Source organism: Arenimonas metalli CF5-1 (genome assembly GCF_000747155.1).
In the GTDB taxonomy this organism is placed as follows: Bacteria; Pseudomonadota; Gammaproteobacteria; order Xanthomonadales; family Xanthomonadaceae; genus Arenimonas; species Arenimonas metalli.
On the sequence record NZ_AVCK01000044.1, the window covers coordinates 71,764 to 95,928 of the forward strand.

At 68.4% G+C, this 24,165-nt stretch carries 21 protein-coding genes; 8 read left to right on the forward strand and 13 right to left on the reverse strand.

The annotated features are described in order from the left end of the window. Positions 1-37: 37 nt before the first annotated feature. Positions 38-1,720 (reverse strand): DUF262 domain-containing protein, encoded by a 1,683-nt coding sequence (locus tag N787_RS14805; RefSeq protein ID WP_084590780.1) that lies wholly within the window; start codon positions 1,718-1,720, stop codon positions 38-40. Between the two features lie 339 nt (positions 1,721-2,059). Between N787_RS14805 and N787_RS11375 the strand changes: the two genes are divergently transcribed. After that, the gene (locus N787_RS11375; protein ID WP_052575413.1) at positions 2,060-2,701 is read left to right on the forward strand and encodes a DUF6988 family protein; all 642 of its coding nucleotides are present in this window, start codon (positions 2,060-2,062) and stop codon (positions 2,699-2,701) included. A gap of 257 nt (positions 2,702-2,958) precedes the next feature. Further along, positions 2,959-6,456, forward strand: coding sequence for an indolepyruvate ferredoxin oxidoreductase family protein (locus N787_RS11380; protein ID WP_034214129.1), 3,498 nt, complete (start codon positions 2,959-2,961; stop codon positions 6,454-6,456). A gap of 89 nt (positions 6,457-6,545) precedes the next feature. On the opposite strand, the gene N787_RS11385 is transcribed toward N787_RS11380, so the two are convergent. From N787_RS11385 to N787_RS11430, 10 genes are all read right to left on the reverse strand, one after another. Next, positions 6,546-7,085, reverse strand: a complete 540-nt coding sequence (locus N787_RS11385) for a hypothetical protein (protein WP_034214132.1) — start codon at positions 7,083-7,085, stop codon at positions 6,546-6,548. Positions 7,086-7,092: 7 nt separating this feature from the next. After that, the gene (locus N787_RS11390) at positions 7,093-7,623 is read right to left on the reverse strand and encodes a hypothetical protein (protein WP_034214134.1); all 531 of its coding nucleotides are present in this window, start codon (positions 7,621-7,623) and stop codon (positions 7,093-7,095) included. Continuing rightward, positions 7,620-8,414, reverse strand: a complete 795-nt coding sequence (locus tag N787_RS11395) for an EAL domain-containing protein (protein WP_034214137.1) — start codon at positions 8,412-8,414, stop codon at positions 7,620-7,622. The genes N787_RS11390 and N787_RS11395 overlap by 4 nt, the downstream gene beginning before the upstream one ends. A gap of 207 nt (positions 8,415-8,621) precedes the next feature. Beyond that, positions 8,622-9,314: a YiaD family glycine zipper/OmpA-like lipoprotein gene (locus N787_RS11400; protein WP_034214139.1), complete on the reverse strand. Its 693-nt coding sequence runs from the start codon at positions 9,312-9,314 to the stop codon at positions 8,622-8,624. A 189-nt stretch (positions 9,315-9,503) separates the two neighbouring features. Further along, the gene (locus N787_RS11405; RefSeq protein WP_034214141.1) at positions 9,504-10,079 is read right to left on the reverse strand and encodes a hypothetical protein; all 576 of its coding nucleotides are present in this window, start codon (positions 10,077-10,079) and stop codon (positions 9,504-9,506) included. Positions 10,080-10,124: 45 nt separating this feature from the next. Next, on the reverse strand, positions 10,125-10,706 hold the full coding sequence (folE, locus tag N787_RS11410) for a GTP cyclohydrolase I FolE (protein ID WP_034214144.1): 582 nt from the start codon (positions 10,704-10,706) through the stop codon (positions 10,125-10,127). Positions 10,707-10,775: 69 nt separating this feature from the next. Next, positions 10,776-12,023, reverse strand: a complete 1,248-nt coding sequence (locus tag N787_RS11415; RefSeq protein ID WP_034214147.1) for a TCR/Tet family MFS transporter — start codon at positions 12,021-12,023, stop codon at positions 10,776-10,778. Between the two features lie 50 nt (positions 12,024-12,073). After that, positions 12,074-12,661 carry a pyridoxamine 5'-phosphate oxidase family protein gene (locus N787_RS11420; protein WP_034214150.1) on the reverse strand — a complete coding sequence of 196 codons (588 nt, stop codon included), beginning with the start codon at positions 12,659-12,661 and terminating at the stop codon, positions 12,074-12,076. A gap of 45 nt (positions 12,662-12,706) precedes the next feature. Next, a complete protein-coding gene (locus N787_RS11425; protein ID WP_034214153.1) occupies positions 12,707-13,879 on the reverse strand; it encodes a class I SAM-dependent rRNA methyltransferase in 1,173 nt (390 codons plus the stop codon). Positions 13,880-13,918: 39 nt separating this feature from the next. Then, entirely contained in the window at positions 13,919-15,088 is a 1,170-nt protein-coding gene (locus tag N787_RS11430; protein WP_034214157.1) for a GGDEF domain-containing protein, read from the reverse strand. Positions 15,089-15,380: 292 nt separating this feature from the next. On the opposite strand from N787_RS11430, the gene N787_RS11435 reads away from it, so the two are divergent. The 4 genes from N787_RS11435 to N787_RS14460 all read left to right on the forward strand — a co-directional run bounded on the left by N787_RS11435 (position 15,381) and on the right by N787_RS14460 (position 20,947). Beyond that, positions 15,381-16,343: a TerC family protein gene (locus N787_RS11435; RefSeq protein WP_034214160.1), complete on the forward strand. Its 963-nt coding sequence runs from the start codon at positions 15,381-15,383 to the stop codon at positions 16,341-16,343. Positions 16,344-16,386: 43 nt separating this feature from the next. Then, a complete protein-coding gene (locus tag N787_RS11440; protein WP_034214163.1) occupies positions 16,387-17,166 on the forward strand; it encodes a rhomboid family intramembrane serine protease in 780 nt (259 codons plus the stop codon). A 125-nt stretch (positions 17,167-17,291) separates the two neighbouring features. Then, positions 17,292-19,736 carry a sensor domain-containing protein gene (locus N787_RS14455; RefSeq protein WP_052575414.1) on the forward strand — a complete coding sequence of 815 codons (2,445 nt, stop codon included), beginning with the start codon at positions 17,292-17,294 and terminating at the stop codon, positions 19,734-19,736. Between the two features lie 8 nt (positions 19,737-19,744). Continuing rightward, complete coding sequence (locus N787_RS14460) at positions 19,745-20,947, forward strand: GGDEF domain-containing protein (RefSeq protein ID WP_052575415.1); 1,203 nt, start codon at positions 19,745-19,747, stop codon at positions 20,945-20,947. Here the strand turns inward: N787_RS14460 and N787_RS11455 are convergent. After that, positions 20,944-21,573, reverse strand: a complete 630-nt coding sequence (locus tag N787_RS11455; RefSeq protein WP_052575416.1) for a DUF2238 domain-containing protein — start codon at positions 21,571-21,573, stop codon at positions 20,944-20,946. The genes N787_RS14460 and N787_RS11455 overlap by 4 nt on opposite strands. An 86-nt stretch (positions 21,574-21,659) precedes the next feature. Between N787_RS11455 and N787_RS11460 the strand changes: the two genes are divergently transcribed. Further along, a complete protein-coding gene (locus tag N787_RS11460; RefSeq protein WP_034214166.1) occupies positions 21,660-23,324 on the forward strand; it encodes a M28 family metallopeptidase in 1,665 nt (554 codons plus the stop codon). Beyond that, complete coding sequence (locus N787_RS11465) at positions 23,321-23,566, forward strand: DUF2798 domain-containing protein (protein WP_211252164.1); 246 nt, start codon at positions 23,321-23,323, stop codon at positions 23,564-23,566. The genes N787_RS11460 and N787_RS11465 overlap by 4 nt, the downstream gene beginning before the upstream one ends. 66 nt (positions 23,567-23,632) lie before the next feature. Here N787_RS11465 and N787_RS11470 read toward each other — a convergent pair whose 3' ends face one another. After that, positions 23,633-24,112, reverse strand: a complete 480-nt coding sequence (locus N787_RS11470; protein WP_034214168.1) for an Lrp/AsnC family transcriptional regulator — start codon at positions 24,110-24,112, stop codon at positions 23,633-23,635. Positions 24,113-24,165 lie beyond the last annotated feature (53 nt).

Consider the following 24,165-nt stretch of genomic DNA (forward strand, 5'->3'; position numbering starts at 1 on the left):
CGCCGGCAAGAGCCAAATGCGCACATTTGGTGCCGCATCAATCAGCCCATTCTTTTTCGGCCCAAGCCACAAGCTCTCCCTCCCAAGCTTCAATCTCCTTCTTCGACCACGCTCCGCTCTTGCTGATCATTGCCCCGACCCGGCCTGCCACGAGCAACCCAGTCTTTATATAAGAATCCGCCTTCTCCTTAGCGGGCTTGGCGCTGAGTTTGGAATTTAGATTTGGTGTGAGAAGAACAAGGTTGCCAAGCCGATGCTTCTGCTTCTCCGGTGCTTTGCTCTTCGCATGGATATGCTCAATGGAATCGGAAGGGCTTGCCATCCATATTTTTTCCCACTGATCCTTGGAAAATATCATGCCCTTGTTTCTTGATAGATGTTCTTCATACCTGAACATGAAGTACCGAAGCTCTACCTCCCACCCTTCGTAGCAATTAGCATTGCGAAGCTCATCAACGGCCTTTTCGATCGGGAAATCCTTTCCTATCGCTGCAATTCCCCTCCCGATTTCTGCTTTTGAAAGGTTCTCATTGACCACCTGCCACGCCAACCGGATGTAGTCGCCAACTCGTGTTCTGGCATCGTTGCCCATCATCCCGTAGATCCGGAACGTCACTCGCTCCCACTGAGCTAGCAGCTTTTCCTTATCTGCTTTTGAGATGTCGTCACGCAGGCTGATAGCAACTGCTAGGAGCCTGGCTTGGGAGATGCGGGTAACAGCGTTCAATCTATGATTGGCAACCACGCGGTCGGACGCCTTGGTGACTTCCAACAGCCAAGATGCGACTTCACGCAGCCCCTTGGCGCTATTCAGGGCAAGATCGCGCAATGCATGGACAGCATCTTCCTCGCTCATTGTCCGGCTGGGTGCTGTGCGGGCGCGCAATGTCGCGGCAAAACGAAGCGCTTCTGTGCTCAGTCCTTGGCGAAGTCCGATGACAGCATAGATGTCCCTCCATTTTGTATGGAGTTCTTTGATGAGGGAATCGGTGTCTACTTTTGGCAACTCGAATGCCACGCCCATCAGAATGCTTTTTAAGCGGTCTAGCCATGAAACCGAGAGACCACGGCTGTTGAGAACCTCGAATACCGTGTATACGGTTTTTTCTTCTTCGATTTCGTGAAGCAAGAAGTAGAGCCTGTTCTTCAGCAACGCTCCTAGAGCGATCAAATCAGAGACGTTATCCCTCCACCGGGACACGAACCGACGGCAATCCTCAATTGCTAAGAGGATCTCGCGATCCGCTGTCGTATTTGCGTTCGAGACGGGGGCTATCTTGCCCTTGCGGAGGTAGTCCGAAAAATAATGACTGCTGTCATGGTTGGTTTGTAGCAGCAGTAATTCATCGCTGTCAGGCTTGACCAACAGATCGCTAAGCTCCCCCTGAAGCTTCTTTTGTGTCTTATCTTTCGAATCAAGCGCTACACATATAGTCTTGAGCAGCAATATCAGGGTTGTTATTCGTTGCTGCCCGTCGACGACATCGAGCACCTGGAACTCATCCGTTCCCAGCTCCTGAGTCCCTCTTCGCAGACACACCAAGGCCGCCATGAAATGACCTTCATCTTTTCCCTTGACGTGGGTTTTGATCAGGTCATCAAACAGGTCGTCGCGCTGCTGCGACGTCCAGCTATAGGCTCTCTGATAGTCCGGTATGCGAAAAAGCCGGCGGTCCAGAAGCTTCGAAAGAGACAAGTACTGTGGTTGGATCTTGATCATCTGATCTCTCAATCTCTCGGCTGATTGGCTTGGCGAAGATTACGCACAGGCAGCCTAGTTCTGTGCTCTTCAGTTCCGGAAATAGGGCAAATCCTCGAAGTTACTGGACAACTTGCCATGTTGGCCGTTTCCCTCCCGACGGGGTGGGAATCGCAGAGTAGTACCACAATCTCACACACTGTCCGCTGCTGGTCGGATGTCGCCCACGCCACCAGCTTCGCGTCAATCACTCCGGTTAGTAGTAAGGATGTTATCCCCACGGCAGTGGACAATCTTGGAGCCCCAATGCACCCTCGAGCTCATCAACGCTGAATGTGACCGAGGGCCGAGATCAATCCCATGGAGTCCCATGATTCGTCCTTCGAGGCCCTCCTGTCCCGATCAGCTATGCTGACGGACTACCTTGAGCTGGCATTCGCGCTTCCGCCCTTCGAGGGTCAGGCACGCTTCCGGACCTCCGCCTTGGCGGGCTCCCTGGCACTTGAGCATGGGGAGGCGGTCCGCAGCCTGCTCGCTATGGGCCTAGGCATCTCGGCCGCCGTTTTGCTAAGGGCGCAGTACGAGGCTGCCCTTCGGTCCGTCTGGGTCTGCTACGTGGCCAAGGACTACGAGATTCGCTTGCTTGAGCAGGACCTCTCCGCAGAAGCCGAGCGTGGCGCCAAGGGACTGCCCCAAGCCAACGACATGCTCTTGGGCATCGAGCGGGCCGCGCCCCCAGCCGCTTCACAGTCCCTCAAGAACTTCCGGACCCATTCCTGGGCGGCCCTGAACTCCTTCGTGCACTCGGGTATTCACGCCCTGAACCGGCACAAGGACGGTTTGCCGCTACCCCTGGCCGTGGGTGCACTCAAGAGTTCGAACGGCCTGAGCGTGCTGGCCGCCATGCAATGCGCCATAGCAACGGGCAGCCAGGACCTGGTGCACCGAATCAGCCTGGCCCAACGGTCGTTTGAGGACTGCCTCCCCCCGCTGGAGCAATAGGTAGGGTCTTCACACGCATGACCCTGGCAGGGGAGATGGTGGGTCGAGGAGCTAACCCCGCATCCGAGCCAGCGCCGCGAAGGCTGCCATCCAGCCCGCCACAAGAGGAATCTGACACCAACTCCTGATCCCGGCGGGGTCTTGAGCCGATATGTCACGAACTCGTGAACCCCGACAGCTTCACGCGCCCCCCACCCGGCCGGACCGCCCGGGCCGGGTATAATTCCGAGTCTTTGCTCCAGCCCCGGAAACCGCCCATGTCCGTCCCCACCCTCCCGACCGAACGTCCGCTCGACCGCGAGTACACGCTCGAGCACAAATACACCCGCGAAGAGGGCCGGATCTACCTCTCCGGCGTGCAGGCGCTGGTGCGGCTGCCGCTGATGCAGCAGATGCGCGACCGCGCCGCCGGCATCAACACCGCCGGCTTCATTTCCGGCTACCGCGGCTCGCCGCTGGGCGGCTTCGACCTGGAGCTGTGGAAGGCGCGCAAGCACCTCAAGTCCAGCGGCATCGAGTTCACGCCGGGCCTGAACGAAGACCTGGGCGCGACCATGGTGTGGGGCTCGCAGCAGACCAACCTGTTCCAGGGCGCGAAGTACGACGGCGTCTTCTCGATGTGGTACGGCAAGGGCCCGGGCGTGGACCGCTGCGGCGACGTGTTCAAGCACGGCAACGCGGCCGGCACCTCGAGGCTGGGCGGCGTGCTGGCGCTGGCCGCCGACGACCACGCCTGCCGCTCGTCGACGCTGCCGCACGGCTCCGAGGGTGAGTTCGAAAGCGCGATGATGCCGGTGCTCAACCCGGCCGGCGTGCAGGACATCCTGGACATGGGCCTGCTGGGCTGGGCCATGAGCCGCTACACGGGCCGCTGGATCGGCTTCAAGACCATTGCCGAGACCGTCGAGTCGTCGGCCTCGGTGAACGTGAACCCGCACCAGCTCGACATCATCCTGCCGGGCGACTTCGAGCTGCCGCCGGGCGGCCTCAACATCCGCTGGCCGGACCCGCCGCTGGACCAGGAAATGCGCCTGCACCAGTACGCGGTGAAGGCCGCGCAGGCCTTCGCGCGCGCCAACCACATCGACAAGGTGGTGGTGGATTCGCCGAAGGCGCGCCTCGGCATCGTCACCACCGGCAAGAGCTACCTGGACGTGCTGCAGGCGCTGGAGTACCTGGGCATCGACCGCAAGGTGGCCGAGGACATCGGCATCCGCGTCTACAAGGTCGGCATGACCTGGCCGCTGGAGCCGCTGGGCATCCGCGAGTTCGCGCGCGGGCTGGAGGACATCATCGTCGTCGAGGAGAAGCGCAGCTTCGTCGAGCGGCAGATGAAGGAATACATGTACAACTGGGAGCATCGCCCTTCGATCGTCGGCAAGTACGACGAGCTGGAGAACTGGGTGCTGCCGAGCACCAACGAGCTGACGCCGGCGCGCATCGCCCGCGTGATCGCCTCGCGCGTGCAGCGCTTCTTCCGCAGCGAGCAGATGGACAGCCGCCTGCAGTGGATCAGCGCGAAGGAGAAGGAGCTGGCCGCGCCGCGCGCCAACTTCCCGCGCGTGCCGCACTACTGCTCGGGCTGCCCGCACAACTCGTCCACCGTGGTGCCGGAAGGCTCGCGCGCGCTGGGCGGCATCGGCTGCCACTACATGGTGACGTGGATGGATCGGAAGACCGATACCTTCACGCACATGGGCGGCGAAGGCGTCACCTGGAGCGGCCAGGCGCCGTTCACCGACGAGAAGCACGTCTTCCAGAACCTCGGCGACGGCACCTACTTCCACTCCGGCTCGCTGGCCATCCGCCAGTCGATCGCCGCGAAGGTGAACATCACCTACAAGATCCTCTACAACGATGCGGTGGCGATGACCGGCGGCCAGCCGGTGGACGGCACCCTGACCGTGCCCGACATCGCGCACCAGGTGCGCAGCGAGGGCGTCAAGACGATCGTCGTGCTGTCCGATGACATCGAGAAGTGGAGCGACAAGTCGATCTTCCCGAGCGGCGTGGAGTTCTACGACCGCGCCGAGCTTGATGCCCAGCAGAAGCGCCTACGCGAAGTACCGGGCACCACCGTGCTGATCTTCGACCAGACCTGCGCGGCCGAGAAGCGCCGCCGCCGCAAGCGCGGCAAGATGGTGGACCCGGCCAAGCGCATCGCCATCAACTCGCTGGTCTGCGAAGGCTGCGGCGACTGCGGCGTGAAGTCGAACTGCGTGTCGGTGCTGCCGAAGGAAACCGAGTACGGCCGCAAGCGCGAGATCGACCAAAGCAATTGCAACAAGGACTTCAGCTGCGTGAAGGGCTTCTGCCCGAGCTTCGTCACCGTCAAGGGCGGCGGGCTGCGCAAGCGCAAGGGCACGGGCAACAAGGACCTGCTGGCGAACCTGCCGGCGCCGACGATCCGCGGCGACCTGGAACAGCCCTGGAACATCCTGATCACCGGCGTCGGCGGCACCGGCGTGGTGACCATCGGCGCGCTGCTGGGCATGGCTGCGCACCTCGAGAACAAGGGCGCGTCGGTGCTGGACCAGACCGGCCTGGCCCAGAAGGGCGGCGCGGTCACCACCCACGTGCGCATCGCAAAGACGCCGGCCGACATCCACGCGGTGCGCATCGCGGCCGGTGAAGCCGACCTGGTGCTCGGCTGCGACATGGTGGTGGTGAACGACTACTGGGCGCTGTCGAAGATCCGCGCTGACCGCACCGAGGTCGTGATCAACGACTACCAGGCGATGCCGGGCCCGTTCACCCGCCAGCCGGACATGCAGTTCCCGGCCGCGGGCATCGTCGAGGCCATCCGCACCGCGCTGGGCGGCCGCGAGCCGCTGCAGGTCGCCGCCACCGAGATCGCCACCGCGCTGATGGGCGACGCCATCGCCACCAACCTGTTCATGCTGGGCGTGGCCTGGCAGCGCGGGCTGGTGCCGATCAGCTTCGAGGCCATCGAGCGCGCGATCGAGCTCAACGGCGCCGCGATCGAGATGAACAAGACCGCGTTCGCCTGGGGCCGCCTGTCGGCGATCAACCCGCAGGCGGTGCTGGAAGCCGCCGGCCTGGTGGAAGCGCCGGCAGAAGCCAATGCCATGGCCGACTCGCTGGACGACGAGACCATCAGCCAGTCCCTCGACGAGCTGATCGAACGCCGCGTGAAGTTCCTCACCGACTACCAGGACAAGGCCTACGCCGGCCGCTACGTCGCCCTGGTGGACAAGGTGCGCCAGGCCGAGGCGCGCAAGGCCGATGGCTCGACCGCGCTGACCGCGGCGGTGGCCCGCTACTACTTCAAGCTCATGGCCTACAAGGACGAGTACGAAGTGGCGCGGCTGTACACCTCGGGTGATTTCCAGAAGCGCATCGCCCAGCAGTTCGACGGCGACTACAAGCTGCACTTCAACCTGGCGCCGCCGATGTTCTCCAAGCGCGATGCCGACGGCCACCTGGTGAAGCAGGAATACGGCCCGTGGATCTTCACGGCCTTCAAGCTGATCAAGAAGCTGAAGTTCCTGCGCGGCGGGGCCTTCGACGTGTTCGGCAAGACCGAGGAGCGCCGGATGGAGCGCCAGCTGATCACCGACTACGCCAACACGGTCGAGGAACTGCTGGGCAAGCTCGACGCCGGCAACGTGGACCTCGCCACCGAGATCGCCTCGGTGCCGGAGCACATCCGCGGCTTCGGCCACGTCAAGGAAGCCCACTTCGCCAAGGCCAAGGCCCGCGAAGCCGACCTCCTCGCCCGCTGGCGCGCCTGAGCAAGACAAAACGCGGTACCGGGTTCATTTTCTTTCTCGTTGAGACACCGTCTCAGCGAAAAAGAAAATGAACCCGGTACCGCTTTTTTTTACCAGGGGAGTTGGAGGGAGCGCCAGGTCAGCAGGCTGAGCAGCGCGGCCGCGAGGGCGAAGCGGGCGGCCAGCAGCGGGAAGCCGGCGGGGCCGGCGAGGGCCACGCCCGCCGCGACGACCAGGAACAGCGCCAGCAGCACAACGGTGTGCACGCCGGCCGTGCACAGGTGCAGCAGCATTTCCCGGCGCCGGTCCGCGGGATCGGGCGGCCCGGGCGGCGGCGGCGGCGAGGCCGTGATCTTCCGGAGGACGCCCGGCAGGCCGACGATGGCCAGCACGGTGCCGGCCGTCATTCGAAATACATAGGCGGCGCCCACGGCACCGGCGAAGGCGAGCGCCGAGGCCACGCCGGCATACAGCCCGATCGTCCCGCTGCCGTCGTCGGCCACGCGCGCGGCCCAGGCGCCGCCAGCCACGCTCAGCAGCCCCTGCAGGGTGAAAACCGCGATGGTGACCAGGTAGCGGCGCTGGCTGGCGGCCGATTGCGCGCGGCGTCGGGCGTCGGCGGCCGGGTCAATGGGGGCGGGTTCGGTCATGCGGACCTCAGGAGAATTCGGGATGGGTGCGGGGCACGTTGCCCCAGGCGCGGTGCACCGCCAGCATCAGCAGCGTGGCCTGCGGAACCGTCAGGCCGGGCGCCTGCAGGGTGACGCCTTCGCGCCAGGTGCCGGTGATCGCCATCGTGCCTAGCTCGGCGCCGGCGCGGTGCAGGCGGATGTCGCCGGCGAGCAGGCCGCGGGCCGTGACCTCGATCGCGGCGGTGTCGCCGGGCGTGCGGAACTCGATCCAGTCGCGTCGCCCGAACAGCGACCAGTGGCGGCGCGCACGCGCCAGCTCGGTCTCGCCATCGCGCAGCGCGTAGGTGCGGTCCGGGCGCAACCGGCCTATGAAGCGTGCCAGGTAGCTGGTGCCGCGCTCGGCGTCCTCGTTCACCAGCCAGTAGCGGCGCGTGCCGATGTGCAGGGAATCGGCGTGGATCTGTTCGTGGCGGATCTCGCCGACCGCGGCGTCACCGACATGCACGCGATAGCGGGTGACGACGTCGTCGGCGCAGCGCAGCGCGTAGTGCGTCACGCGGCGCCCAGCGCGTCCCAGGTTTCCGGGACGATCACGGGCAGCGCTTCCAGGGCCGGCCGCGCGAACAGGTAGCCCTGGAAGCGGGTGATGCCCATGTCGCGCAGCACGCGGTATTCCGCCGCGGTCTCGACACCCTCGGCCAGCACTTCGCAGCCCAGCGAGCGGCAGGTGGCGACGATGCCGCTGGTGATCGAGCGGCGCACGCGGTCCTGGTCCAGGCCGCGGATCAGGGCCATGTCGAGCTTGACCAGGTCCGGCTGGAACTCGGCCAGCAGGTTCAGGCCGGCGTAGCCCGCGCCGAAATCGTCGATGGCGGTGAGGAAGCCGCGGCCCTGGTAGTCCTTGATGATGCGCACCACGTGCGGCACATCGCGGATCTTCTCGGACTCGGTGACTTCGAAGATAAGCTGGCGCGGGTCGAAGCCGCAGCGCTCGGCGGCCGCCAGCGTCAGGCGGATGCAGGTGGCGGGTTCGTACACCGCGTTGGGCGCGAAGTTGATGGACAGGCGCGTGACCATGCCCAGGCGCGCGGCGGTGTCGATGGCCAGCACGCGGCAGGTCTGGTCGAAGCGGTAGAGCTTGTCGGGCGGCACCCGGGCGATCACGTCGGCGGCGGTTTCGCCGTGTTCGCCGCGCACCAGCGCCTCGTAGGCCCAGATGCTGCGCGTGTCGACGTCGACGATCGGCTGGAAGGCCATGCGCACGTTGAAGTCGAGCGTCTCGTCGCCCCGGCAGTTCACGCACGGGTGCGGGCTGCTGACATCGCCGAAGAATTGCTTGAGGTACATCCGGTTCCCCCGCCGGCCCCACCCGGGCCGCGCGCTCCGGGAATTCTAGACCAGCCGGCCGGCCCGCGATGCGAACTCCGTACCGGGTTCATTTTCTTTCTCCCTGGGACCCTGTCTCAAGGAGGAGGAAAATGAACCCGGTACGGCTTTTGGCTCAGGGCAAATCAACCTGGTTCATTTGATTCAAATGAACCTGGTTTATTTGGGTCAGGAGCGGATGGGGACGAGGGTGATTTCGACGCGGCGGTTCTCGGCGCGGCCGGCTTCCGTGCTGTTGCTGGCCACCGGGTGGTTGGCGCCGGCACCGGTGATGATCAGGCGCTCGCCGTTGATGCCGCGGCTGGTCAGGTAGTTGCCGACGGCCTGGGCGCGCTGCTCCGAGAGCTTCTGGTTGTAGGCGGCGGAGCCCACGCTGTCGGTATGGCCGGCCACCTCGACGATGGTCTGGTCGAATTCCTTCAGCGTGTCGGCGACGCGGTTGAGCACGGTGTACGAGCCCGGGCGCAGCGCATAGCTGTCGAAGCCGAACGTGATCGCCTCGGGCATGTCGAGCGTGATGTTGTCGCCGTCGCGCACGACCTCCACGCCGGTGCCGGCCATGCGCTCGCGCAGGGCGCGCTCCTGGTTGTCCTGGTAGCGGCCGATGGCGCCGCCGGCCAGGCCGCCGACGCCCGCGCCCACGAGGGCGCGCTGGCGGCGTTCGGTGGCATCGTCGCCGCTGAGCAGGCCGGCCACGGCGCCGGCCACGGCGCCGATGATGGCGCCCTTCTGGGTGCGGTTCATGCCTTCTTCCTCGCCCTGCGGGGGCGGCGCGGACGAATAGCCGCCGGTGCTGGCGCAGGCGCCCAGCAGCGCAGTGAGCAGGGTGGCGGACAGCACGGTCTTGATCTGGGTTTTCATGGCGAACCTCTGTGGGGGGATTTACCAAATGGCCCGACAGGGATACTCCGTTGTGGCGCCAATAGCCAACTTGCGCGTTGGTGCCGTTCAGCTACCCGAACCTTCGCTGACGGAAGCGGTACCGGGTTCATTTTCTTCCTCGCTGAGACTCAGTCTCACTGAGAAAGAAAATGAACCCGGTACCGCTTTTCAGACCGAGGCGGCCTGGTTCTTGAGGATCAGCTCGGCCAGCCAGGGCTCGCCCTGTTCCATCAGCTCCAGCGGCGTCTGCTGCCAGCCGGTGAGGACCATGGCCTCGGCGATCGAGAACTCCAGCTGCTGCTTGGTGAACTTGCGCTGGCCCGCGATCACCGCTTCGAGCACCGCCCGACCGGGCATCGGCGCCTCCATCTCGGCGCTCTTGGCGGCGGCGGCCGCGCCCGGGTCGGCGCCGCCGTGGTTGGCCAGCCATTCGATGCGGCGCAGGGCGTCGCTCTGGGCGTCCTTGCTTGCGTCGACCTGGGGCACCGCCGCGGCGAGGGCCTTCTGGAGCGTGTTGAGCTGGCCGGCGACCTTCATGCGCTGCAGGTTGGCGGCGTCGCGCGCGTGCTCGGCGTCCTCGACGTCCTGGCGCAGGCGCTCGAGCTGCGCGGCCGGCGGTGCATTCGCGGCCAGGGCCTGCAGCGCGGCGTCGAGCCGGGCCAGCCAGTCGGCGCGCTCGGGCAGGGCCGGGGCGGCCTCGATGCGGGTTCGGAGGTCTTGCAGCTGGGCGCGGGGGTCGCTCATGCGGCGATTATAGGCATCGGACGTGTTACCGCCACCTTGCCGCCCTCAGCGGCCCGGGCCGACCTCGATGAAGCGCAGGAACTCGGCCCGGGTGCGGGCATCGTCGCGGAAATCGCCCAGCATCTTCGAGGTCACCATGCTCACGCCGCGCTTGTGGATGCCGCGCGTGGTCATGCACTCGTGCGCGCCCACCACCACCACGCCGACGCCGCGCGGCTGCAGCACTTCCTCGATGCAGCGGGCGATCTGCGCGGTCATCTTCTCCTGCACCTGGAAGCGGCGGGCGTAGGCCTCGACCACGCGCGCCAGCTTGCTGATGCCCACCACCTTGCCGCGCGGCAGGTAGCCGATGTGGGCCTTGCCGATGATCGGCGCCATGTGGTGCTCGCAGTGCGACTCGAACTCGATGTCGCGCAGCACGATCATCTCGTCGTAGCCGGCCACTTCCTCGAAGGTGCGCTCGAGGTACCCGCGCGGGTCCTCGCCGTAGCCGCTGAACCAGTCGCCGTAGGCATCCACCACGCGGCGCGGGGTGTCGAGCAGGCCTTCTCGCGAGGGATCCTCGCCGGCCCAGCGCAGCAGGGTGCGCACGGCGGCTTCGGCTTCTTCCTTGCTGGGCTTGTCCATGCGCTTCCTCCGGTCAGGTCCCCATCCTACGCCCGCCCCCCATGACGACGGGGTCTAAGAACGGGGTCTTTAACCGCGTGCTTTGGTGACTTGCCAGGCGAGGAGGCCGGCGGTGGTGACCATCGCGGCGGCGAGCAGGAAGGTGGCGCCGGCCAGCGGACCCTGCACCTTGTTGGCGGCCACGAAGGCGAGGGTCTGGGTGAACAGCGTGGGGCCGAGGATGCCGGCGATCGAGTTCAGGCTGCCGATGGCGCCCTGCAGGCGGCCCTGTTCCTCCGGGCCCACGCGCGCGGTCATCAGCGACTGCGCGGCCGGGCCGGCGATCGCCCACAGCGCCGCGACCGGCATCGCCGCCCAGAACCAGTAGCCGTTCGGCGCCAGCGCGTACAGCACGAAGCCCAGGCCACCCATCGCCGCGCCCAGCAGCACCGTGCGGCGGTCGCCGAGGCGGCGGGTGATCGGGCCGATCAGGCCGCCCTGGACGATCACGCTCAGCACGCCGACCAGCAGCAGGGCCCAACCGATCATGCGCAGGCCGTCGGGACCGTTCCAGCCGAAGCGGTAGTCGGCGTACAGCACGAAGGTCATCGGGTAGACCAGGTGCGCCAGCGCCATCAGGAAGCTGACGCCGGCCAGGCCGAACAGCTCCGGGTGGCCGCGCAGCAGCTTGATGGCGCCCAGCGGGTTCGCGCGCCGCCAGTCGAAGGCCGAGCGGCGTTCGCGCGGCAGCGACTCGGGCAGCACGAAATAGCCGTAGCAGAAGTTCGCGCCGCACAGCGCCGCCGCCACGTAGAACGGCAGGTGCAGGTCGATCGCGCCCAGCCACGCGCCCACCACCGGCGCCAGCGTGAAGCCGAGGCCGAAGGCCATGCCCAGCCGCCCGAAGGCCGCCGCGCGGTTGGCCGGCGCGGTGACGTCGGCGATGTAGGCATTGGCCGTGCTGAAGCTGGCCGAGGTGACGCCGCCCAGCAGGCGCGCGATGAACAGGATCGGCAGCGTGTTGGCCAGCGCCATGATCAGGAAATCGAGCGCCAGGCCGGCATTCGAGATCAGGATCACCGGCCGCCGCCCGAAGCGATCCGACAGCGCGCCCTGCACCGGCGAGGCGAAGAACTGCATCAGCATGAAGCCGGTCGCGAACAGGCCGTGCCACACCGTGCCGGTGGCGATCTCGCCGCCGGTGACCTGCTTGAGCAAGGCCGGCAGCACCGGGATGACGACGCCGAAGGCCAGCACGTCCACCAGCACGGTGATGAAGATGAAGGCGAGCGCGGCGCGACGGCCGGGCGGCGCGGCGACGGGGGCGGGTGCGTCCAAGCGGGAGGGTCCGGGTGGGAGGCGCGCAGTCTAGCCGAACGCCGCGCCGGCTAAGGCGTGACCCAGGCCGACTGCCAGCCGTCCGCCGTGCGGTCGAAACGGGCGCGGACGTGGCCCTGCGCCGACAGCGACAGCCAGTCCAGCGACTGCACCTGCAGGCGGGCCACGGCGAAGTTGGCGCGCGCGAAGTCCAGCGCCGCGGCGTCCAGCGGCGGCGCGCCCAGGCCGGGCGGCCCGCCTTCGCCCGGCTCACCCACGAGGCTCCCCGGCGCGTTCAGCCCGGCGTAGTTCTGCCGCGACGACCGCCGGCTGGCGGCCCAGGCCGCCTCGGCGCCGGCGTCGTCGTGGTGCAGCACCACCGTGCCGGCCAACCGCACCTGTTCGCCGTGCCCGAAGAAGCACCAGGCCACGCGCGGGTCGGAGGCCAGCTGCAGGACCTTGGGGCTGCGGCGATCGGTGTGGAAGGCGACGGTGCCGCCGGCCGGATCCACCGCGCGCAGCACCGCGTAGCGCGCCTGCGGCCCGTCCGGCGACGCGGTGGCCAGCACGCCCTGGTGGAAGGGATCGCCGCCGCTGCGGGCGCCGGCCAGCAGGCGCGCCCAGGCGTGGGTCCAGACCGCGTCGAGGGAATCGAACATGCGGCGATTAACGCAGCGCCGCCGTGTCGGGGGCGCGAACGGCGGTCATTCGACCCGGCAGAACACGGCCTTGAGGTAGCGGCTTTCCTTCACGTGCGCCATGAACGGATGGTCGGCGCCGGCACCGGCCACCTTCAGCACCTGCACCGTGCGGCCGGCGTAGAACGCGGCGCGACGGATCATGTCCAGGAACTCTTCCTCGCTGACCAGGCCGGTGCAGGAGCAGGTCAGCAGCACGCCGCCCGGCTTGATCACCTGCATGGCGAGCTTGTTCATGTCGTTGTACTTCTTCAGCGCCGCGATCACCTGGTCGCGGTCACGGGTGAGCTTGGCCGGGTCGAGGATGACCACGTCGAACAGCTCGCCGCGCTGGTGCGCATCGCGCAGGTAGTGGAACAGGTCGGCCTGGACGAACTTCACCTTGGCGTCGTTCAGGCGCGCGTTCTTCTCGGCGACCTCGAGGATTTCCTCGTCCAGGTCGATGCCGATCACTTCGTCGGCGCCGCCGCGGGCCTTGGCGTAGATGGCGAAACCGCCGGAATTGCAGCAGATGTCGAGCACGCGCTTGCCGGCGGTGAAGCGGGTGAGGAACTCGCGGTTGTCGCGCTGGTCGGCGAAGAAGCCGGTCTTGTGGCCGCTGCCGGGGCTGGCCCGGAACTTGAGGCCGTGCTCGGTGATGACGCTGGGCTCGGGCGCCGGCGGCGAGCGGAAGTCGAAGCTCTCCTGCTTCTGCACGTGCTCTTCCGAGAAGCTGTAGAAGCGGCAGCCCGGGAACTCGGTGCGCAGCGCGCTGTAGATCCACTCCCGGTAGCGGAACGGGCCGGCCGAGAAGAACTCGACCACGAGCAGATCGCCGTAGCGGTCTACGACCAGGCCGGAGATGCCGTCGCCTTCGGAGTGCACCACGCGCCAGGCGTCGGTGGTTTCGTCGAGCCTGAGCAGGTCGCGGCGCAGCGCCACCGCGGCGCGGATCTTCGCGGCGAACCAGGCCTCGTCGATTTCCTCGTTTCGGTCTTCGGTCAGCACCCGCAGCGCGATGCGCGAATGGCCGTTGTAGAAACCGCGCCCCACCCACTTGCCGGTGTTGTCGACGATGTCCACGAGGCTGCCCGGCTTGGGCTTGGCCACGGGTTTTTCCACCATCTTCTGGAAGATCCAGGGATGGTTGGAGCGGCGCTCGATCTTGAGCTGGATGACGGGCAGGGCGGCGTTGTTCATGCGCGAATGATACCGGGGCCGGCCCGGGGGCGCTTCCCGCTAGTTGGCCAGGGCCATTTCCACCCGGTCGCCGCCGGCGCGCTTGGCCCGGTACATGGCCTGGTCGGCGCGCTTGAGCAGGACATCGAGCGCCTCGTCGTCGTCCCGCAGCTGGGCCACGCCGATCGACAGCGGCGCCGGCACTTCCTGGCCCTGGAAGCGCATGTGGGCGTGGTTGATGCCGTCCCGCAACCGTTCCGCCACCACCCGGGCGCCCTGGAGGTCGGTGCTGGGCAGCAGGGCCACGAACTCGTCGCCGCCCAGCCGGGCCAGCACGTCCTCGCCGCGCAGCACCAGCCGCGCGCGCTCGGCCAGGTGCCGCAACAGGTGGTCGCCGGCCTGGTGGCCCAGGCTGTCGTTGACCATCTTGAACTGGTCCATGTCCATCAGCAGCAGCGACAGCGGACGGCCGTGGCGTCGGGACTCGGCGATCAGGCGCGCGCCCTGCTCGGTCAGGCCGTTGCGGGCCAGCACGCCGGTGAGTGCGTCCACGGTGGCCAGCTTGCGCAGGTCATCGTAGGCGCGCTCGGTGTGCATCAGGATGAAGCCCAGGCTCAGGAACATCACACCAACGCAGGCGTAGACGAACACCACCAGGTCGCTGGTGCTGGCGTCGAGCAGGCTGCCGGTGGCGCGCGGCGCCAGGACGTGCTCACCGAAGCGCCAGGCGGCCACCAGCACGCCGAGCGCGGCGAAGGCGCCGGTGAGCCGGGCGGCGGTGAAGCCACCCTGCACGATCGCCGGCCGCAGGGCCCAGGCAATGGCGCCAAGCAGGGTCATGGCGCAGGCCGAATTCACCAAGACCCGCGCGCTGTAGTTCGGCCAGTACGCGCTGAACAACACCAGCAGCGACACCGCCATCCACACGGCGCCCCACCAGAGGAGGCGCCGCTCGGGCAGCCCCTGGAAGCCGCGTACGGCCCGGCACATCTCGGCGAACCCGAGCAGCAGCAGGCCGTTGCCGAGAGCGATGGAGACCACGTCAGGCAATTCGCCGCGGCCGGCCAGCAGGGCCCAGGCCGCGGGATGCAGCAGCAGGCCGACGCTCCAGAGCCTGAGGTGGCGGCGGCGCTCGTCCGGGAAGCCCCGGCCGGCCTGGGTCAGCAACAGCACGGTCAGGGCGCTGAGCAGCACCCCGACCAGCATCACCGATCGAACATCCAGGCCCATCCCCGCCTCCTCCAACCCCATCGCCGCCACAGTAACCTAACGCGGTTTGCCCGGCCGGAACCGTGATTGACACCCGGTTCACCGTTCATGCCAGACTCTGCCCCGTAGAAGGGGAGTAGCTCCCGCTGCCGATATCGTCATCACGGGCCCGGACCCTCGTCCAAAGCCCCGGTACGGCAGGCAGGCCCGACGGGCCTGCGAGCGAGACCTTCGCCCGCCAGCGGCGAAGGTCGTCCCGTCCCGGGATGGCGCGCACGCCAACGGTCGAGGCAGCTCGACACCGGAGAATCGCTTGGAAACCATCGCCACCCCCCTGATGTGGGTCGTCTTCACGGCCTTCGTGCTCGCCGCGCTGGCGGTCGACCTGCTGGTGCTGCGCCAGAACGGCCCGCACAAGGTCTCGACCCGCGAAGCCCTGCTGTGGTCCGCGGCCTGGATCGCCCTCGCCCTGGTCTTCAATGCCGGGCTGTGGTGGTACCTGCAGGGCCGCCTGCCCGGGCCCGAGGCCGACCGGATCGCGCTGGAGTTCCTGACCGGCTACCTGGTCGAGAAGGCGCTGGCGGTCGACAACATCTTCGTGTTCCTGATGCTGTTCACCTACTTCGGCGTGCCGGCCAAGTCGCAGCAGCGGGTGCTGATCCTGGGCGTGCTGGGCGCGATCATCCTGCGCGGCATCCTGATCTTCGTGGGCGCGGCGCTGATCGCCAAGTTCCACTGGGTGCTGTACATCTTCGGCGCCTTCCTGCTGTTCACCGGCATCAAGATGTTCTGGGCGGTGGGCCAGGAACCGGACATGGACAAGAACCCGATCCTGCGCTGGATCACCGGCCACCTGCCGCTGATCCGCCGCTACCACGGCGAGGCGCTGTGGATCGGCGAGGGCCGGCGCCGCAAGTACACGCCGCTGTTCGTGGTGCTGGTCATGATCGCCATCACCGACGTGATCTTCGCGGTGGATTCGATCCCGGCCATCTTCGCGATCACGCTCGATCCCTTCATCGTGCTGACCTCGAACGTGTTCGCGGTGCTGGGCCTGCGCGCGCTGTACTTCCTGCTGGCCGACATGGCCGACCGCTTCCACCTGCTGGCCTACGGCCTGGCCCTGGTGCTGGTGTTCATCGGCACGAAGATGCTGATCATCGACATCTTCAAGATCCCGGTGGCGGTGTCGCTGGGCGTGGTCGGCGCGACGCTGGTGACGGCGATGGTGCTGAGCCTGGTCATCAAGCCCAAGGGCGAGGCCGGCGCCGCCTGAGGCCGGGCTTGCCCCGGCCGGCGGCGGCCCCCACCTAGTGCCGATGGACGAACTAGCCCGGGACCACGCCGCCGCGGTCCGACACCGCTTCCGCCGCGCGCTGCTGGCCAGCATGGCCTTCGTGGCGGCGCTCGGCGCGATCTTCTTCGCAGGCCCCTGGCTGGGCGACCTGCGGCCGTTCACGCTGTCGCCGCAGTCGCCCACCGGCCTGCTCGGCGTGCTGACCGCACCGCTGCTGCACGGCTCGGCCGGGCACTGGCTGGCCAACGGCTCGGCCCTGCTGATCCTCGGCACCCTGGTGGGCACCGTGTACCCGCGCGCCGGCCTGCGGGCGCTGCCGGTGATCTGGCTGCTGTCCGGGTTGGGCACCTGGGTGATCGGGCAGGCGCCGTCCTTCCACCTCGGCGCCAGCGGCCTCACGCACGGGCTGGGCTTCCTGCTGTTCACGCTGGGCGTGCTGCGCCGGGACAAGGCGGCGATCGCGGCCGGCTTCATCGCCTTCTTCTTCTTCGGCGGCATGCTGCTGACGGTGCTGCCGCGCGAGGCCGGCATCTCCTGGGAGTACCACCTGTGCGGCGCCATCGCCGGCGTGCTGGCGGCCTTCGTCTGGCGCCGGGCCGACCCGCAGCCGCCGCGGCCGCGCTACAGCTGGGAGGACGAAGCGGAGGAGCCGGCGCCGGATCCCGAGCTCGAACTGCCTTCGCCCGGCGAGGTGCCGGTGCTGTGGCAGCGCCCGGCCGAGCCCACCGGCGTGGTGCTGCCGTTCCGGCCGCGCGGCGAACCGGAGCGTGATCCAGCCGACGATCCGCGAAGCCACCCCTAGCGCGCCGCCACGGCCGGGGCGCAGACTGGCGCATCCTCGGGGAAGTCGACATGTCCGGTCCGGTGTTGTCTGGTATCGCTGGTGTCGCCGGTATCCCGGAGGCCGCGGGCCCCGACGCCTCCCGCTTGGCCGAGTGGTTCCGCGGCGCGACCCACAGCGCGCTCAACGCCATCTACATCCTCGAGCCGCTGCGCGCCGAAGACGGCGCGATCGCTGATTTCCGCTGCCTGTTCGCCAATCCGCTGGGCGCCGAGCTGCTTCGGCTCGGCGGCCATGACCTGGCCGGCCTGACGCTGCGCCAGGCGGTGCCGCCCAGCCGCGTCGAGATCGTGCTGCAGCAGTGCCGCGACGTGATGGCCAGCGGCAAGCCGCTGGTCGAGGAGTTCGAGGTCGCCGAGCACCCGCCGGAGATGCGCTGGCTGCGGCACCAGATCGTGCCGATCCAGGACGGCGTGGTCGTCACCAGCGAGAACATCTCGGCGCGCAAGCAGGCCGAGCTCGACCTGGCCCGGCGCGAGGAGTGGTTCCGTGCGGCGGCGGAAGGCAACCTCAATGCGCTGTTCATCAACGAGGCCGTGTTCGACGATTCCGGCGACGTGGTCGACTTCGTGTTCGCGCACGTCAACGAGCAGGGCGGCCGGCTGGTGGGCATGGACCCGGCCGACATGATCGGGCGCAGCATCTGCGAACTGTTCCCGGTCAACCGCACCCACGGCTACTTCGAGCACTACCGCGAGCTGTTCCTGCAGAAGCGGTCGGTGGTGGACGAGTTCCCGATCCAGTCGCCCACGCTCAAGGCCAAGTGGCTGCGCCAGATCGCGGTGCCCTGGTCGCGCGGCGTGGCGCTGAGCGCCGAGGACATCACCGCCGAGATCGAGCGCAAGCAGGCGCTGGAATCACGGCAGCGGATGCTGGCGGCCTTCCTCGAGCAGATCCCCGGGCCGGCCTGGATCGCCGACGACCAGGGCGTCGCGCGCCTGTACAACCGGCGCTACGTGGCGCTGGGCGGCGACCGGGTGGCCGCCAGCGGCGAGCCGGTGTCGCTGGATGCCCTGTTCGGGGCGCTGCAGGGCTCGATGTACCGGCTGCACAACGCCGAACTCATTTCTACCGGGCAGGCGACGCGCAGCCTCGAGACCGGCCCGCTCGCCGAAGGCGGCACCGCGCAGTACGACGTCTACCGTTTTCCCATCGATGCCGACCACGAGCGCCTCGCGGGCGGCTTCGCGCTCGACGTCACCGACCGGCGCCGCGCCGAGGAGCGCGCCGAGTTCCTGGGCAGCCACGACGCCGCGACCGGGCTGCTCAACCGCGAGGGCTTCGTGCGGCGGCTTGCCGAACGGCTGGGGGCGCCGGGTGCGCGGCCGCTGGTGGCGCGCATTTCCCTGCGCGAGGCCGAAGCGCTGCGCGAAGTGCTCGGCTCGCGTTTCGTGGACCGGCTGGTGCAGGCCTACGCCGAGCGCATGGCCGGCGCGCTGGTGCGGCACGGCGTCGAGGTGGGCCGCGATGGCCCGGACCAGATGCTGCTGGCGCTGGACGAGGCCGGGGTCGCCGCGGCCTCGCTGCTGGCGGCGTGGCCGGCGCTGTCGCGGGAAATCGCACTCGATGACCAGCGCTACAGCCTCAACCCGCGCCTGGGTTACGTGCTCGCCGATCCCGCCGGCACCACGACCACCGCCGAAGACCTGCTGCACGCCTGCGACCTGGCGCACGGCGAGGCGGTGTCGCGCCAGACCACCGCCGCGATCGCCTACGCGCCCGAGATGGCCGACCGCCTGCAGCGGCGCGTGGAGATCCAGCGCGAGCTGGGCAATGCCGTCGCCGGCGACGAACTGACCTTGGTGCTGCAGCCCGTGTTCTCCGACGAGGCCGCCGGTGCCGTGGCCGGCGTCGAGGCGCTGGTGCGCTGGCACAGCCCGAGCCTGGGTGCGGTGAGCCCCGGCGAGTTCATCCCGATCGCCGAGGAATCCAGCGCCATCGTCGCGCTCGGCGAATGGGTGCTCGAGCACACCTGCCGCGAACTGCGCCAGCTGGATGCCGATGGCGGCGGCCCGCCGCTCTATGCCGCCGTCAACGTCGCCGAGGCCCAGCTCGCGCGCTCCGATTTCGCCGAGTCCATCGCCAGCCTGCTGCACCGCCACGGCCTGGCGCCGGACCGGCTGGAGCTCGAGATCACCGAACGCACGCTGATGGCCGATACCCAGGTGCACCAGGCCAACCTGCAGGCCCTGCGCGAGCTGGGCGTGCGGCTGTCGGTGGACGACTTCGGCACCGGCTATTCCAGCCTGTCCTACCTGCTGCGCTTCGCGGTGGACAAGATCAAGATCGACCGCAGCTTCGTCGCCGGGCTGGGCCAGCAGGGCAGCCACGACGCGCTGGTGCAGGCCCTGGTCGCGCTGGCCGCTTCGCTGCGCCTGCACTGCGTGGCCGAAGGCGTGGAAACCGAGGACCAGCTCGCGCGGCTGCGTGCGCTGGGCTGCGCGCAGTTCCAGGGCTACCTGCTGGCGCGGCCGATGGCGCCCGCGGCGCTGCGCGACTGGCTGGCCTCGCGCCGGGCCGCGGCGCGTTAGCCCCCGTCATGGGGACCTCCTGGCTGTTCGACATCCGCTCGGCGCTGCTGGTCGGCGCGCTGCTGACGCTGATGATCGGCATGGTGCTGCTGGTGGTCGGGCGCTCGCTGGCGGCCGAGTACCGGCCGAGCCTGTTCCACTGGGTCGCGGCGACGCTGCTGCAGCCGGCGGGCTTCGTGATGCTGAGCCTGCGCGACCAGCTCGATCCCTGGATCAGCACGGTGCTGGCCAATGCCTGCATCGCGCTCGCGTTCGCGGCGTATGCGCGCGCGGTGCGGTTGTTCTACCGGGCGCCATCCACGCGCTGGCTGCTGTCGGCGCTGGTGCTGCTGTCGGTAATGATCTCGGTGTACTGGGGCGTGGTGGCGCCGGACCTGACGCTGCGGCTGATCGCGATCTCGCTGACGCTGGGCGGCCTGCTCGGCTACAGCGCCTGGACCGTGTTCCGGCACGCCGAGCGACGCGGCCCGATCCGCCTGGTCACAGGCGGCGTGTTCGCGCTGGCGGCCGGCATCATGTTCTATCGCGCCGGGGCGCTGGTGATCGACCCGGGCCTGGTCACCGGCGTGTTCCAGATCACCCACGTGCAGCTGCTGACCTACGCGGTGGGCAGCGTGCTGCCCGTCATCGCGACCGTGGGTTTCCTGCTCATGTGCACCGAACGCAGCCAGCGCGAGCTCGAGCGCGCGGCGCGGGTGGACTACCTCACCGACTGCTACAACCGGCGCGCGATCGAGGAGCAGGGCGCGCGCGCGATGGCCGCGGCGCGGCGGCACGGCATGCCGCTGGCGGTGCTGGTGATCGACATCGACCACTTCAAGCGGATCAACGACGAGCTCGGGCATGCCGCCGGCGACCAGGCGCTGGTGCAGTCGGTGGCGCGCATCCGGGCCGAGATGCGGACCGAGGACGTGCTGGGCCGGCTGGGCGGCGAGGAGTTCATCGTGCTGATGCCCAATACCGACAGCGCCAGCGCGGTGAGCGCCGGCGAGCGCATCCGGCTCGGGTTCGCGTCGCGGCCGCTGCAGCTGGCCGAGGGCCGGCGCGCGGCCACGCTGTCGATCGGCGTGGCGATGCTGGCGCCGATGGACCGGCACTTCTCGCAGCTGCTGCAGCGGGCCGACCGCGCCATGTACGCGGCCAAGAACGCCGGCCGCAACTTGGTGATGGCCGACGCGATGAGCGGCTGGGAGCCCGGTCCGCCGCGCTAGCCGGGGCCGAGCTGGCGGTCGTGCCGGCGGCCGAGCAGCAGCAATGCCAGGATCGCGCCGCACAGGGCCAGGAACATGTCCCACTGCGTATCCCAGACGTCGCCCTGGGTGGCCAGGAAGGCATCGGCCTCGCCGCCCCACACCAGCGCCGCCCACCACTCGATCAGCTCGAAGAAGGCGCTGAACGACAGCGCCGCGGCGACCACGAGGTAGTTCAGCCACGGGCCGCGAAGCAGGGGCGTGCGCCGCAGCAGCAGTTCGCGCGCGAGGATGGCCGGGACGAAGCCCTGGAAGAAATGGCCGACGCGGTCGTAGTGGTTGCGCGAGAGGTCGAAGGCGTCCTTTGCCCACAGCCCGAGCGGCGTCTCGGCATAGGTGTGGGCGCCGCCGTAGATCAGCACCAGGGCGTGCGCGGCCAGCAGCCAGGCCAGCAGGCGCGTCAGCGGGAAGCGGCCCCAGGCCAGCGCGACCAGCGGCAGGCCGATGACCACCCAGATCACCTCCAGCACCCAGGTCAGGCGGTCCTGCGGGGCGATGCCCGACCAGGCCAGCGCGCCTAGCACGATGGCGACGATCAGCCAGCCTTCGCCCCGTCCCGGGGCCTGGATGGTTCCGGTTCCCGCCATGCGCCTGCTCCCGTTGTCGACACGGCCATCATTCCACGGCGGCGCCGGCGGTGTTAGCGTCGGCCGTCCTTCCTGGAGCCCGACCCATGCGCCTCACGCTTGCCCCGCTCGCCCTCTGCCTGCTCGTCGCCTGTTCGGGCGCGCCCGAAACGCCGCCCACCGCGGTCGCGCCGGCGCCGGCGCCTTCGACCGAGGACGGCGCGCGCCGCATCGAGGCCGACGTCGCCTTCCTGGCCGATGACCTGCTCGAGGGCCGCGCGGCCGGCACCCGCGGCTACGACCTGGCCGCGCGCTACGTGGCCAGCCGCTACCGGGCGATCGGCCTGGCGCCGGCCGGCGACGACGGCAGCTACTTCCAGAAGGTGCCGCTGCTCGAGGCGCGGCGCGTGCGCGAAGGCGCGGCCTTCACCGTGCAGCGCGACGACGGCGACCTGAGCTTCGCGTTCCAGGACGATTTCCTGCCGGGCCTCAACTTCAACGCCAGCAGCCACGTGGTGAACGCGCCGCTGGTCTTCGTCGGCCAGGCGGTGCATGCGCCGGAGCTGGACCACGACGACTTCGAAGGCGTGGACCTGCGCGGCAAGGTGGCGGTGTATTTCTCCGGCGCGCCGTCGACCTTCGGCAACACCCAGCGCGCTTACCATTCCTCGGGCCTGCGCAAGATGAGCCAGCTGGCCGAGCGCGGCGCGGTCGGTGCGATCGGCCTCGGCAACCCGGTGGACGAGGCCAAGTACCCGTGGGCGCGCGGCGCCCGCAACTGGCAGATGCCGGGCATGCGCCTGGTGGACGCCGAGGGCCAGCCGGTGGATGCCTGGCCGGAGCTCAAGGCCACGGCCAGCCTCGGCGTCGAGGGTGCCCGCAAGCTGCTGGCCGGTGCGCCGATGCCGGTGGACGAGATCTTCGAGCGGCGCGAGAAGGGCACGCTGGAATCCTTCGACCTGCCGGGCCGGGTAACGCTGGCCGGCGCCACCGAACTCAAGCGCGTCGACAGCGTGAACGTGGTCGCGAAGATCGAAGGCTCCGACCCCGTGCTGGCCGGCGAGCACATCGCCTACAGCGCGCACCTGGACCACATCGGCATCGGCGCCGAGGTGGACGGCGACGGCATCTACAACGGCGCCTTCGACAACGCGCTGGGCATCGCGGTGATGCTGCAGGCGGCGACCGAGCTGCAGGCCGACACGACCAAGCCGAAGCGCTCGGCGCTGTTCGTGGCGGTGACGGCGGAGGAGCGGGGTCTGCTGGGCGCCGACTACTTCGCGAAGTTCCCGACGGTGCCGCGCGAGTCGCTGGTGGCGAACATCAACATGGACATGCCGGTGTTCCTCACCGACGTGACCGACGTGGTGCCGATCGGCGTCGAGCATTCCACGCTCGAGGCCGACGTGCAGGCCGCCGCCGCGCAGCTGGGCGTGGGCCTGACGGCCGACCCGAAGCCGGAGGAAGTGGTGTTCGTGCGCTCCGACCAGTACGCGTTCGTGCGCCAGGGCATCCCGGCGGTGTACCTGGACGCGGGCATCAAGGCGCGCAACCCGGACATCGACGCGCTGGCGCTGTACGAGGACTTCCTCACCGGCCACTACCACCAGCCCAGCGACGAGACCGACCTGTCGATCCACTACCCCAGCGCGGCGATGCTGGCGCGCCTGAACGCCGAAATCGGCCGCCGCGTCGGCAACGCCGACACCCGCCCCGCGTGGAAGGAAGGCGATTTCTTCGGCAAGACCTTCGGGGGCCAGGCGTCGCCGTGAGCTTCAGGATCCCGCCGCGGCACGCCAACCTGGCGTTCTCGTTCCTGATGTCGCTGCTGATGGCCGCGATCATGTCCGGCATCATCACTGCCGTGAACCGCGGGCTCGACGCCGGCTACCTGCTGGCCTGGGCCCGGAGCTTCGCGGTCGCCTGGCCGATCGCCTTCCCCCTGATCTTGGTCCTCGCTCCCAGGGTGCGTGCCTTGGTCGTCCGCCTGACCACCCCGCACCAAGCGCCATGAAAAAGGGGTCAGAGTAATTATTCGTTTCAAACGAATAATTACTCTGACCCCTTTTTCCGTTCTTGATCAGGCGAGGTGGGTCAGGGGCAGGGCGCGGGCTTGCTTCACGGTGCGCAGGACGAAGCTGGAGTTGACGTCGGCGACGCCGGTGGCGTTGAGCAGGTGGTCGAGCAGGAAGCGGGAGAAGTGCTCGAGGTCCTGCACCGCCACGTGCAGCAGGTAGTCCATGTCGCCGGTGAGGGCGTGGCAGGCGATCACCTCGTCCCAGTCGTTGACGCGTTGGGTGAAGCCGGCGATGGCCTCGGCGTCGTGGCGCGACAGCTGCACGCGCACGAAGGCCTGCAGGCCCAGGCCGACGCGGGCCGGGTCGAGCACGGCCGAGTAGCCCGCCAGCACGCCCGCCTGCTCGAGCCGCTGCACCCGCCGCAGGCAGGCCGAGGCCGACAGGCTGACCCGTTCGGCCAGTTCGGCATTGCTGATGCGACCCTCGCGCTGGAGGATGGCGAGCAGGGCGAGGTCGGTGCGATCGAGGCCGGGGCTGTCCATTCGTAGCGTACCTTGGCGTATTGACGCAATTATGTTGCGCTTTGAAGCCCATA